The organism is Rahnella sp. Larv3_ips, assembly GCF_003697865.1.
In the GTDB taxonomy this organism is placed as follows: domain Bacteria; phylum Pseudomonadota; class Gammaproteobacteria; order Enterobacterales; family Enterobacteriaceae; genus Rahnella; species Rahnella rivi.
Map to the genome: position 1 here is coordinate 696,193 of NZ_MJIB01000005.1, position 12,498 is coordinate 708,690.

14 protein-coding genes are annotated in these 12,498 nt (G+C 51.6%); 5 read left to right on the forward strand and 9 right to left on the reverse strand.

Annotated features, from left to right (window positions below; translation table 11 throughout):
- The first annotated feature begins 76 nt into the window (after nt 1-76).
- Genes ED901_RS12110 through ED901_RS12120 form a run of 3 tightly spaced genes read left to right on the forward strand, consistent with a single transcriptional unit; the run spans nt 77 to nt 2,693 of the window.
- Nucleotides 77-1,099 (forward strand): ABC transporter substrate-binding protein, encoded by a 1,023-nt coding sequence (locus ED901_RS12110; RefSeq protein ID WP_122096022.1) that lies wholly within the window; start codon nt 77-79, stop codon nt 1,097-1,099.
- An 11-nt stretch (nt 1,100-1,110) separates the two neighbouring features.
- Nucleotides 1,111-1,875: an ABC transporter permease gene (locus ED901_RS12115; protein WP_056770957.1), complete on the forward strand. Its 765-nt coding sequence runs from the start codon at nt 1,111-1,113 to the stop codon at nt 1,873-1,875.
- Nucleotides 1,872-2,693: an ABC transporter ATP-binding protein gene (locus ED901_RS12120; protein WP_056770953.1), complete on the forward strand. Its 822-nt coding sequence runs from the start codon at nt 1,872-1,874 to the stop codon at nt 2,691-2,693. The genes ED901_RS12115 and ED901_RS12120 overlap by 4 nt, the downstream gene beginning before the upstream one ends.
- Before the next feature lie 61 nt (nt 2,694-2,754).
- Here the strand turns inward: ED901_RS12120 and mak are convergent, their stop codons facing one another.
- Nucleotides 2,755-3,675: a fructokinase gene (mak, locus tag ED901_RS12125; protein WP_122096023.1), complete on the reverse strand. Its 921-nt coding sequence runs from the start codon at nt 3,673-3,675 to the stop codon at nt 2,755-2,757.
- A gap of 209 nt (nt 3,676-3,884) precedes the next feature.
- Between mak and rdgC the strand changes: the two genes are divergently transcribed.
- Complete coding sequence (gene rdgC / locus ED901_RS12130) at nt 3,885-4,799, forward strand: recombination-associated protein RdgC (RefSeq protein WP_056770946.1); 915 nt, start codon at nt 3,885-3,887, stop codon at nt 4,797-4,799.
- A gap of 68 nt (nt 4,800-4,867) precedes the next feature.
- Here rdgC and ppnP read toward each other — a convergent pair whose 3' ends face one another.
- The 6 genes from ppnP to ED901_RS12160 all read right to left on the reverse strand — a co-directional run bounded on the left by ppnP (nt 4,868) and on the right by ED901_RS12160 (nt 9,473).
- On the reverse strand, nt 4,868-5,158 hold the full coding sequence (gene ppnP, locus ED901_RS12135) for a pyrimidine/purine nucleoside phosphorylase (protein WP_056770943.1): 291 nt from the start codon (nt 5,156-5,158) through the stop codon (nt 4,868-4,870).
- A 191-nt stretch (nt 5,159-5,349) separates the two neighbouring features.
- A complete protein-coding gene (locus ED901_RS12140; protein WP_056770939.1) occupies nt 5,350-6,027 on the reverse strand; it encodes an AroM family protein in 678 nt (225 codons plus the stop codon).
- 261 nt (nt 6,028-6,288) lie between these two features.
- Nucleotides 6,289-7,080 carry an IclR family transcriptional regulator gene (locus ED901_RS12145; RefSeq protein ID WP_056770936.1) on the reverse strand — a complete coding sequence of 264 codons (792 nt, stop codon included), beginning with the start codon at nt 7,078-7,080 and terminating at the stop codon, nt 6,289-6,291.
- A 536-nt stretch (nt 7,081-7,616) separates the two neighbouring features.
- Complete coding sequence (gene aroL / locus ED901_RS12150; RefSeq protein WP_056770933.1) at nt 7,617-8,141, reverse strand: shikimate kinase AroL; 525 nt, start codon at nt 8,139-8,141, stop codon at nt 7,617-7,619.
- Between the two features lie 264 nt (nt 8,142-8,405).
- On the reverse strand, nt 8,406-8,984 hold the full coding sequence (locus ED901_RS12155) for a class I SAM-dependent methyltransferase (RefSeq protein WP_122096024.1): 579 nt from the start codon (nt 8,982-8,984) through the stop codon (nt 8,406-8,408).
- A 213-nt stretch (nt 8,985-9,197) separates the two neighbouring features.
- Entirely contained in the window at nt 9,198-9,473 is a 276-nt protein-coding gene (locus tag ED901_RS12160) for a DUF1471 domain-containing protein (RefSeq protein WP_056770926.1), read from the reverse strand.
- Between the two features lie 403 nt (nt 9,474-9,876).
- Here ED901_RS12160 and ED901_RS12165 point away from each other — a divergent pair, with 403 nt between their 5' ends.
- Nucleotides 9,877-10,794, forward strand: coding sequence for a DUF808 domain-containing protein (locus ED901_RS12165; protein WP_122096025.1), 918 nt, complete (start codon nt 9,877-9,879; stop codon nt 10,792-10,794).
- 98 nt (nt 10,795-10,892) lie between these two features.
- Here ED901_RS12165 and ED901_RS12170 read toward each other — a convergent pair whose 3' ends face one another.
- Both ED901_RS12170 and ED901_RS12175 read right to left on the reverse strand, forming a co-directional pair.
- Nucleotides 10,893-11,441 carry a DUF1190 domain-containing protein gene (locus ED901_RS12170; RefSeq protein WP_122096026.1) on the reverse strand — a complete coding sequence of 183 codons (549 nt, stop codon included), beginning with the start codon at nt 11,439-11,441 and terminating at the stop codon, nt 10,893-10,895.
- A 247-nt stretch (nt 11,442-11,688) separates the two neighbouring features.
- A complete protein-coding gene (locus ED901_RS12175; RefSeq protein ID WP_122096027.1) occupies nt 11,689-12,459 on the reverse strand; it encodes a class I SAM-dependent methyltransferase in 771 nt (256 codons plus the stop codon).
- Nucleotides 12,460-12,498 lie beyond the last annotated feature (39 nt).

Below are 12,498 nucleotides of genomic sequence, written 5' to 3' on the forward strand. Positions count from 1 at the left end.
CGCCCTGTGCTTACTGTTATGTATACAAGTTGCAGTACAAGCTGCACTGCCTGCAAAACAGCCAAGGGGATCGCCGATGAAAAACGACAAACCTGAAAACCTTCCGGTCAATACACAACGCCGCCAAATGATGAAATGGCTGGCGATTACCGGCGGTGTCATGACACTCGGCGGGATGATCCCGACCACCGTTTTCGCCGCCGATGATGATGAAATTCGCATCGGCTACTGGCCTATCGTCGGCGGTTTGCCTCTCTATGTCGCTCTCGAACAAGGGTTCTTCAAAGAGGCCGGGCTGAACGTGAAAGGCGTTAAATTTGCCAGCGCGCAGCAAATTGTTGAAGGGATGATCACCGGCAGGATCCACGGCTGCGCCAACGGTACGGCCACCGGCGCACTCGGGCTGGGGGCGATCACCTCGCCGGATCTGTTCAAAATCATCTGCTCGAACCCGTCCAATCATCAGTTGGTTCTGGATGAATTTCTGGTGCCGCTGAACAGCACCGCGAAAGCAATCAGCGATCTGAAAGGCAAAAAGATCGCCTGCGGTCCGGGGATCCAAAACGTCACCATGGCGAAGATCATTCTGGAGAAAAATGGATTCACCAATCCTTCCGTGATTGAACTGCCGGTCGGGCAACACGCGCCTGCGCTGGCCGCCGGACAAATTGACGGTGTGTATACGCTCGAACCCACCGGCACCGTCGGACGCATGAAAAACCTCTCCCGCACGCTGGAAACCGGCGTGATTTCGAAATACGTGCTCGGCAATGCGGACGCCCCGTGGTTTGGCGGCGCGGCGGCGCTGAATTCCAGCTTTATCGCCAGCAAACCTGAAGAGACGAAAAAGTTTATTGCCGCTTATCAGAAAGCGGTGGAATTCATTGCGGCGCATCCTGATAAAGCCCGTGAAAACGTCGCCGGTTACACCAGCATTGAACCTGCGCTGGTGAAAGAAGTGCCGCTGCCGGGCTTCGTGATGTATCCGGGGTTAAAAGGCGAGAATCTGCAATGGTTCCAGAAATTTTATGACGTCTTTACCGAAAGAAAAATCTTCAGCAAACCGGTGGATGTCGCTTCGCTGATCTATCAGGGATAAGGGGAAAAATGATGACATCACCATGGTCTTCAAGATTGTTGCCACTGATCGGCCCTGTCCTGTTGTTTCTGTTCTGGCAACTGGCAGTGAGCGCCAAATGGCTGAATCCGGTACTGCTGCCTTCTCCCGTCGACACGCTGGGCTTTATGTTTCAGTCGTTTTCGGATGTCTCCATGCGCACCGACATCGGCGCGACGCTATACCGCACGCTGGTGGCGTTCGGCTTCGCCGCAGTCATTGGCGTCCCGCTCGGCGTGATTTTGGGCAGCAATGAAAAGGTCTATCGCAGCCTGGAATTTCTGATCGACTTCTTCCGCTCCACGCCCTCATCCGCGCTGATCCCGCTGTTCATGCTGATTTTCGGCATCACGGATGCCAACAAAATTGCCATCGCCGCCTTTGCCGCCGTGCTGGTCATTCTGTTTAACAGCGCCTACGGCGTGATGAACGCCAAGAAAACCCGCCTGATGGCGGCCAGGGTGATGGGGATTTCCCGCTGGCACATTTTCAAAGACATTTTGCTGATGGAAAGCCTGGCCCAGACGTTCGTGGGTCTGCGTACCGGTGTGTCGATTGCGCTGGTGATCGTGATTGTCGCCGAAATGTTTATCGGTTCGGAAACCGGCCTCGGCCATCGGATCATTGATGCCCAGCAGGTCTTCAACATCAAAGACATGTACGCCTCGATCCTGATCACCGGTGCGCTGGGCTACTTACTGAATCTGGCCTTTTTGCTGATCGAGAAAAAAACTGTCCACTGGAGTAGCAAAGCATGACGCAACCTCTCTCGCTGAACCCCGGTTACAAAGGCCCGCAACTGCCGCAATACGCCACGCGACCGGATACCCATGTGACCATTCGCGGCCTGACCAAAGCCTTTGCCGGACAGCCGCTGTATACCGATCTCAATCTGGACTTGCCGCGCGGAAAAATCGTCTCGATCTTCGGCCCGAACGGCTGCGGTAAATCAACGTTAATGAACATGATTGCCGGGCTGATTCCGGTTGATAAAGGCGACATTCTGTTTGACGGCAAGACGCTGGCGCAGACCACCATCGGCTATGTGTTTCAGAACTACCGCGACGCGCTGTTTCCGTGGATGAGCGCGCGCGCCAACATCGCCTATCCGCTGGTGCGCCACGGCATGAGTAAGGCTGAAGTGAACGCGCGGGTTGAAGAACTGACGCAGATGTTTGATATCCGCTTCGACCTGAAACGCTATCCGTACGAGCTTTCCGGCGGCCAGCAGCAAACCGTGTGCATCATGCGCGCGCTGGCGACGCGTCCGGAAGTGATGTTCCTCGACGAGCCTTTCTCGGCGCTGGATTTTGAAATGACGCTGTTTATCCGCGATAAATTGCAGGAAGTGCAGCTGGCAACCGGCGTCACCATGCTGATTGTCTCTCACGATCTGGAAGATGCGGTATTTCTGGCGGATGAAATCTTACTGCTCACGCGACGGCCAACGCAGATTGCGGAAATCGTACCTTTCGATCTTCCCCGCCCGCGTGGTTCAGAAATCATGAGCCACCCGGAGTTTATCCGCGTGAAGGCGCATACGCTGGACGTCTTTAAACGGGAGATGGCGCTTTAAATGGGGAGTGTTGAATGAAATCAGGGGCGCAAATTCTGCGCCCCTGAAAGCTGATGATGGCTTACAACGCAAAACGCGACTGCGGCCACAACCAGGCGGCACCGCGCACGCCGCTGGAATCGCCGTGAACGGCTTTGAGGATAGGGGTTTCGCATTCCCCCCCGAATACCCACTGCTTCACCAGCAGAGGAACGGTCTGATACAAACGATCAACGTTACTCATGCCGCCACCGAACACAATCACATCCGGGTCGAGAATATTCACCACGTTCGCCAGCGCTTTTGCCAGACGACGTTCGTAGCGGCCAAGTGCCAGTTCAGCGGTTTCGTCGCCCTGCTCCACCAGCGCAATAATCTCTGCACCTTTGAGACGCTGGCCTGAAAGACGGAAGTAGTCCTCGGCAAAACCGGTACCGGAAACAAACGTCTCGACGCAGCCTGATTTCCCGCAGTAACACGGCACTTCGCGGGCGAACTGGATTTCTTCTTCATCCTGCCACGGCAGCGGATTGTGACCCCATTCGCCTGCATTACCGTTGCCGCCTGCGTGCGCCACGCCGTGCAGCGCCACGCCTGAACCGCAGCCGGTGCCGATGATCACGGCAAACACGGTCTGACGGCCCGCGCCTGCGCCGTCGGTGGCTTCGGACACCGCCAGGCAATTGGCGTCGTTGGCAATATGCACCTCACGGTTGAGCAGCAGCGCCAGATCTTCATCCAGCTGCTGTCCGTTCAGCCACACGGAGTTTGAGTTCTTCACTTTACCGGTAAACGGAGAAAGCGTGCCGGGAATGCCAAGCCCCACGCTGCCGTGCTGACCGGTGGCTTTTTCAGCGTCCAGCACCAGCCCTTCGATCGCTTTCAGCGTGCGTTCGTAGTCATTTCTCGGCGTATCGACCCGTTTGCGAAACAGCTCTTTACCTTCATCAGATAACGCAATGACTTCTATTTTTGTGCCGCCTAAATCAATGCCAATTCGCACGTGTTGTTCTCCTTTTACACTTTGCAGGGTCAGTTTTTTTGTGTTTATTCAGTTTAGAAGCCAGAGGCGTCTGTCACCAGAATAAGCTGTTATGCAATGTTACAGGGCGCGGTGATTTCTTAACGACGACGGACTCTCAATTGGTTATCATGCCGCCCTGCATTCATTTATTCAGCGTACCACGAGTGCGCCGGAACAGGGATAACGCCATGTTATGGTTTAAGAATTTGTTGGTTTACCGTTTGAGCCGTGAAGTTTCGTTATCTGCTGACGAAATGGAAAAACAGCTCAGCGCTTTCACCTTTACCCCGTGCGGCAGCCAGGACATGGCGAAAACCGGCTGGGTTTCGCCGATGGGTTCTCACGGTGGCGACGCGCTGACTCACGTCAACGGCGGCCAGATCCTGATCTGCGCCCGTAAAGAAGAAAAAATCCTGCCTTCTCCGGTGATCAAACAGGAGTTACAGGCCAAGATCGACCAGCTCGAAGGTGAACAACACCGTAAGCTGAAGAAAACCGAAAAAGATTCCCTGAAAGATGAAGTGCTGCACAGCCTGATGCCGCGCGCATTCAGCCGCTACAGCCAGACGTTCATGTGGATCGATACCGTGAACGGCCTGATCATGGTCGATGCCGCCAGCGCCAAAAAAGCCGAAGACATGCTGGCGCTGCTGCGCAAAAGCCTCGGTTCACTGCCGGTCGTGCCATTAACGATGGAAAGCCCGATCGAACTGACGCTGACGGAATGGGTGCGTTCCGGCGACACGCCGGCCGGTTTTACATTGCAGGACGAAGCCGAGCTGAAAGCGATTCTGGAAGAAGGCGGCGTGATCCGCTGTAAGAAACAGGCGCTGGTCAGCGACGAAATCGCCACCCACATTGAGAACGGCAAACTGGTGACCAAGCTGGCGGTAGACTGGCAGGAACGCATCGCCGTGGTACTGGCCGATGACGGCAGCATCAAGCGTCTGAAATTCAGTGACGTGATCCGTGATCAAAACGAAGATATCGACCGCGAAGATTTCGCAGGCCGCTTTGATGCTGATTTCGTGCTGATGACCGGAGAACTGGCGGCGCTGATTCAGAATCTGATTGAAGCGCTGGGCGGCGAAGCGCAACGCTAACACCGTATGCCAAATGCAGAAAAGGCGCTCATTGGGCGCCTTTTTTACATTTATTGTGTCTGAAGGAATTACTTGGTCAGGTATTTACACAGGTATGAGGTGGTTTCACCCACCTGCAAGTTGAATTCACTTTTGCCCGGAATGTAGAAGGTTTCGCCTGGCTTAAACACCTGCCAGTCCGGAGAGCCAGGGATCAGCACTTTCAGCGAGCCACTGATGACCGTCATTTCTTCCGGTTTTGCTGTGCCAAATGTGTATTCACCGACGGCCATCACGCCAACGCTGGCGGCACCCGTACTTTCGCTGTCAAAACCAATCGATTTTACTTTCCCGTCAAAATACTCATTATTTTTCAACATTGATTGGCCCTTTGCGATAAATTTAAGAGCTTCCATATTAGGGGCAAAAACCCGCTGCTGTCACTGATTATTACAGGTTTATCCGCACCAGACGACACCGCCCGCAAAGCGTCATCACTGATTTGATTTTACGTCTGCACAGTGCCATTGTGGGGAGTCACCTTTCTGCAATCACCGCAGCCCGTCACCGGTTACGCCACCAGTTCTGCCGCCAGTTGCACCATCAGCACATTCGCCAGCAGCACCGGCACATCGAGATGTTGCTCCAGCACTTTAACGTGATGATGGTTGTACCCGATACAATCGAGCACCACCACTTCCGCCCCCTGCTCAGCAAAGCGTTTAGCCGCTTCCGTCAGTGCCTGATCGTCCGTTAAATACGGGCTGGCTACCGCAAAGCACGGTGGTTTTTCCAGTTTTCGCCATTTATTGGCCTGCCAGCCAATCTGCGATTCCACCGGCACCACGATTCCTGCGCGATGCGTCCCCACCATCGCACCGATCAACGGAGGGATCATGCGTTCAGGCTCAATCAGCAATGCACTGCTTGCGTGTAACTGACCAAACTCGCCACCGCACAGCAGCAAAATCGTGGTACATCCCTGCGCTTCCAGCTGATCGATTTTTTCCTGTAGTCCGCGTTCGGCGTTGGCTGCAGACAGTAAAATCTGCGAACCATCCAGCAAAACGGCGACCAGCACTGCATCGCCCTCTTGCGGCGCATAACGCTGCTCTATTTGCTCCCTGCTTAGGCCGTCCAGTAACCCGAAGTGTGTCACGGGTTCGTCCGGCAGATGCGCCGTCAGCAGCGGCATAATATCGCTGCGCGGTGCCTGTCCAATGGTCAGGGTCGCAAAAGAAGTCATCATAAGCGTGATTTCCCATCTTTCAGGCCATACAGCCCGGAAAGACGCAGTGAACGGAGAAACTCAGATATCGTCAATGTGTTGGCAAAACTCATCACAAAATCCTCTTAAAACACGTAACCGGCGCAAACGCGCACGAGCTAAAACGGTTACGAACGCTGTTCATCATTGGAACAGTCATTGTGTCGTGCTGGCTAAAAATAAGCCCTGGTGTCGGTCTGGTACTCGCTTTACTTTTAACGTCAGCAGTCACGCCTGACGTATTTACTGCAAATCGGACAACTTCAGATTATTTCCCCAGTCATCATCACCGAGTTTCTCAGCAATTTTTCGGGTAACGGCAATCAAACCGTCTTTTATTCCGTCCGGTATGCCCTTTCCTTCAGAAGGTGAAGAGAACGACAAACCTAATCCTACAATTTCATTGCGGTGTTTATTAAAAATGCTGGTGGCTAAAGAACTGATGCCCTGCAACGTTTCGTTGTTGGCAAAAGACAAACCGGTCTGCCGGATTTCAGCCAGGCGCACTAATAATAAATCGATGCTTTTCGGCGAATTCGCCGAGTTCACGTGATAAATACCCTTGTAACGCTCGCGCACTTCTTCGTCGCTGTAGCGGGCCAGGATCGCCCGGCCAATGGCCGTTTCATGCGCAGGCAGCAGGCTGCCCGCCGGTGTCATCACCTGCAGATACGTCCTGCCGGGAAACATGCGCATGACCATAATGTCGCGCCCTTCCAGTATCGACACGTATCCGGTGCACTGGGTCAGCTGGCTCAGCTGCGTCATATAAGGTGATGTCGCATCCACCAGCGGCGTCGAAAGATAATGGCTGGATACCGCCAGTAATAATTTTCCTATGCGATATAAACGGCTATCCGGATCACGCTCTAACAGCCCTTGCGTTTCCATCGTCATTAATAATCGGGAAACCGTACTTTTTGGCAATTGTAAACTGCTCACCACATCACTGAATGACAAACCCGGATGCCCCTGACTGACACCCTGCCGGGAAAATAACTTCAGCACTGACGTCGCATTCTCTAATGTGCTCATAAAGAGAGAAGTTCCGATATGTGGAACAAGGTTCCTGTTAAGTTGTTTGAAAAATAGTGCTGATACGTGTCAGCGTCAAGGCGTTTATTTTTGCGCAAATGAAATTGCGGTTAAGGAATATGCTTAAAGATAATCCTAAGACCATTTAATAAAGAGAAGGAGGGGGAATAATGCCGAGTATTTATGAGGTGACGGATGTAAAACCCAGCAGAATGTAGCGATTAAAGATTACGCAAAATATACAGCGCAATAGAGGCTTCAACGAGGATAATCGTGATCGACCAGATAGCGGGCATCGCTTTGCTATGCTGGTGAAAGAATGACATCAGGGGTTTCATCATGGGGTCCGTTGTGGAAGTGTAAAGTAATCACCTGAGTTATTACTTTACGCCTATGCATTCACCAGGGCAATATCGCCCGGTCGTGACGCACTGCACATCTGATGGCCCGTTTTGTTTACGCCTGCCAAAATCCTGCCTGTGCGGGCATAAAAAAACGAGCCATCAGGGCTCGTTTTTTATGTCCACGCCAGGCGTTCAGCGCACCATCTGTAATGCCAGGGCATCCATGATGGCATTGACGACCTGTGCGGGATCCTGCGTGCCGTCCACGACATGATGAGCGGCCTGCTGATACAACGCTTCACGCTCATTCAGCACCTGCATCATTTCCTCAGTAATCGGCTTGCCCGTCAGCGTCGGACGCTGGTCTTCCATCGGCGCATCTTCCAGACGGTTGGCAAGCGTAGAGGCCGGTGAACGCAGATAAATCACGGTGCCGGCCTGACGCATAAACTCACGATTTTCGGCAGAGAGCACCACGCCTCCGCCGGTCGCCACCACGGTGAGCGGTGAGCTGATCGTTTTCAGCGTCTCGGTTTCACGGCGGCGGAAACCCTGCCAGCCTTCACGGTCAACGATATCAGCCACACTGAGGCCGGAGGTGCGCAGCAAATGCAGATCGGTGTCGGAAAATTTATAGCCCAGCGCATTGGCCAGAGCACTTCCAACCGTCGTTTTGCCCGCGCCACGCGCGCCTACCATGAAAATGGGTTGTGTCATTAACGCTGTCCTTAATTCCCTGGGAGCCTCGTTGCTCATCTGATGAAAATCCATCACTGACCTGAAGGATAAATGTCTAAATCGTACGTTGAAATGCCGACGCGGTGTACTCGCGAAATAGTACAACAAAAAAGCCTCACTGGCAGGTTTTTGTCACCTGCCGGTGAAGCTTCTGTAGCGTTTTATTTACGCCACCCCTGGCATGATACTGATAAATCCTTGCAGCGCAATATTCTCAGCAGGGTCTGGCGGTAAAGTGCTGTATCAGTGTGGTTTACAAATATAGACCAGAGCCGGGGGGAAATTCTTCACCACACGAATTTTTTTCCAGGTGAAGTAGCGTGAGAGCATTTTTTCAGAAAGATGACTGTACTGGAACAGCACCAGCACCCCGTCCTTCTCCTTCAGTTGCTGCTGTGTTCTTTGCAAAATTCTCATGCTGATCCGCGTAGGTATTGAGAGCAGAGGCAGGCAGGAAAACACGGCGTCGTAGCCGCCCGTGAGATGTTCTGCAGAATGCGCCATGACCTGTAGACGCGGGTCGTCGATCAGATTCAGTTTACGGATAAACGCAGGCTGGATCTCAAAGGCATCAAGCCGGGCATCAGCACGCATACGGTTCAAAATACGTCGGGTCAGTACGCCATCAGCAGCCCCTAACTCCGCGATATGTAAGGATGTTGTCCAGTCGATCTGGTTGAGCATGGCATGGCACAACCAGGGAGACGACGGCATCAGCGTTCCCATGGTCCGTGGTGAACTAATAAAATTCTGCAAATAAAAAAATTGATTCTGGATCGAAAGACCGGTGTTCTTAATCGTCATTCTCGCGGCATTCAACATATTAACCACCTCCTGAAAACATAGACCCTTATATAACAGAAAAATTCTTAAGAAATGATTATTAAGGGGAATAAACGTCAGGAGGAACAATTAAAAACAAATCACATGAGATAACTCCCAAAAAAGGAGGCATGCGCAGGTCCGGGCACAAATAAAAAGGCCAATGTCAGGTGACATTGGCCTTCTCACACACTCTCTGAAGTCAGTCAGATGTTATTTATACAACTCAACATTTGCACGGTTCAGGCTGGAGTCACCCGGCGTACCGGCACCGACAACGCGGTAATGTGTTGCGCCTTTATCGCTGGCGATCTGGTTCAGCGCATCCGTCATGCTGCCTGGGACGGTGCTGGGGGCACTGACAGAAACCATACCCAGTGACTGATAAGTCCCACTTTCAGCCTGCTGTGCAGTGATTGGGGAAGCGGCCAGCGCAGAGAATGAAGCAACCGTAATGGCAACAGCAGTAATTGCAGGTAAGAGTTTCATATTACGCACCTTTCTTTCGTTAGTTTCGTTAATTAATGGAGCGGAAGCAATCCGTTGAAATAATTATCGCTTAACGAATGAAAGCAGGCGTAATGCAACGTAAAGAAGTTTAACCTTTGTGGTAAAAATAAGGAGGGAATGAAAGTAAATATGTAGACACTGATAAGCTGGGGAGAATTAAAGATATTTTATGGAGAAATGATGAAGAGTTTTCAAAGTTATTTAGGACCGGCACAACATTCGCACGAATCGACGGCGGAGTGCAATCACTGATATGATTATTTTTTATGAATTTTCTGCTTCCTTGATCACCTGCACAGTCAGGAACGCAGATTCGGGTTTCCGCGCGGGCGGAACTCATTTTAACAAGAAACGTAAAACGCTTTTATGGAGAGCATAAATTATGGCAGGTGGTAGCCTTCTGGCTTTGATCGATGACATTGCATCAATTCTTGATGACGTCGCGGCGATGAGTAAAGTCGCGGCCAAGAAAACGGCCAGCGTACTGGGAGACGACTTAGCGCTCAATGCGCAGCAGGTCACGGGGGTTAAGGCTGACCGGGAGCTGCCCATCGTCTGGGCGGTAGCAAAAGGGTCCATGTTGAATAAGGCCATTCTGGTGCCGCTGGCTTTGCTTATCAGCGCCTTTATTCCCTGGGCAATTACGCCGTTGCTGATGATTGGGGGCGCGTACCTGTGTTACGAAGGGTTCGAAAAAATCGCGCATAAACTGATGCCCGGCAAGCATCATGAAGAAGAAAAACCGGCGGCTGAGCAGGTAAAAAATGAAGCCGACGCTAAAAAACTCGAAAAAGAGAAAGTAAAAGGCGCCGTCCGGACTGACTTCATTTTGTCGGCCGAAATCATTGTGATTTCTCTCGGTATCGTCTCCGCCGCACCGTTCATCAATCAGGTCACTGTCATGGTGCTGATCGCCGTCGCGATGACCATTGGCGTGTACGGGCTGGTGGGGGCGATTGTGAAAATCGACGATGCCGGTTTATACCTGAGCAAACTGTCCGGCGAAAGTAGCGTCATGAACGGCGTACGCGCATTTGGGCGCGGCATCGTAAATCTCGCCCCGTGGCTGATGAAAACGCTGTCAGTGGTGGGGACTGTCGCCATGTTCCTGGTCGGTGGCAGTATTATCAGCCACGGGCTGCCGTTTATGCACAGCCTGATTGAGCCTCTGACGCACGGCCACGAAAGCTGGGTCAATACGCTGATTACCGGTGCAACGGATTTAGTTGTCGGTCTGATTGTCGGCGCGGCCGTACTGGCGCTGGTAATGATTGGGCAGAAAATGTTTGGTAAGAAATAAAACCGCCATATTTCGATAATACCTCTGCAGCGAAGATGATGAACCTGCAGAGGTTATTTTCACTTAACCATATTTTTTCGTGAAAATATTGACAACGGTTAGTGTAAAAGATGAGAACTGCTGCGGTAATGTGAGTGACGGGCAGGCAATTCCCCAAGGCGTTTGAAACTTTTTTCGGAATGGGGTGAACGATACGTTCTGGAACCATCAGGGTAATAGGCACGAATATAGTACGCTTCATATTTACTGCCTTTAACTGTCCCCCATGAATGATCATTCGCTTCGGGTTCTTCCAGGGTCACAGAAAAACCAGCCAAAACTGGCTTGTACCTCGGATAACTCCAGCCCCCACTATAATCAGTACATCTTCCATAACGGTAGACTTTTTTACACTCCTCTAATGTTTTGAAAGTTCGTGTATTTTTGTAAATATCATCATAAGCCGAAGACTCAGCGACCTGACAAAGAGCCAGTGGTCTGCTGGATGACTCGCAATCTTTAGCACTTATATAGATGGGGATCCTATTTCCAACAGGAATGTAAAAATAAGCCAGTATTGCTAAAGTCATAATAAAACAGACAGCACTCTCACGTGTAAACCTGTTAATAACACGATCATACAGTTCGTTAAAATAATTAAAAACCATGGAAATATCCTTATAAACACATGAGGTATAAAAAGACCCATGGAGTTTATAAGCTTTCGGGGAAGAGTTCACTGCCAATTTATTCACTGACCGCGTTATTTATTAAACCATAATTTATTTATATATTAATTACCCCACAAGCCGTTATATATATTCCTCATGAATATTTCACAATAACAATATCAAAACCTGCTTAAACTCATTGCCCCTGCCGGTCGGGAAAGACAATGAGCAAGCGTCACTGATTTCAGTTCTTCGAGGCCACCAGCATCATAATATCGCTGGTGAAGGTGCCGTCGGGCTGTATCTCGTAATGTTTTACCACGTCATCTGACATCACTTTTTGCAACTCACGGATAGCCACAGCGAAATGTTCCGGGGTGCGCATCCTTGCGATCCAGCTGGTGTACTCCAGCGGCAGACGATCCGTTGTGACCTCGCCGGCGATCAGACCGGCTTCAGACGCCATCTTCAGCCATTCACCCGGCGAATAATTGCGAACATGCGAAGTGTCGCGCAGCACCTCGACGGTTTGCAGGTAAATATCCAGCAGCGGATGACCCGGTGACACAACGTCCATCATGATGAATTTTCCGCCCGGTTTCAGCACACGCGCCACTTCACGCAGTGCCTGTCCGACATCATGCCAGTGGTGTGCAGAATAACGGCTGATTATCACATCCGCGCTGTGGTCGTCGAACGGCAGGGATTCCGCCACGCCCTGCCGCACCGTGATGTTATTCAGCTGTTTGTCGCTGGCCGCCTGCGCGACCACATCCAGCATTTGCGCGGATAAATCATAGGCGATCACATTTTTTACCGCACCTGCGGCAACAAAACTGGCATGGCCTGCACCGCAGCCTAAATCGATCACCTGCGCCTCTTTATAAGGCGCCAGCAGCGTCGCCAGACGTTGCAAATCTTTGCCCTGCGAGTGAACCGCGCTGGTCAGATAATCCTGCGCCTGTGAACCAAATTGCTTATCAACCGCCTGACTGTGGGTATTTTTCATGTTCATCATTGCTCCTGTCTGTCTTGTTTTTTGTCACAGGAATTC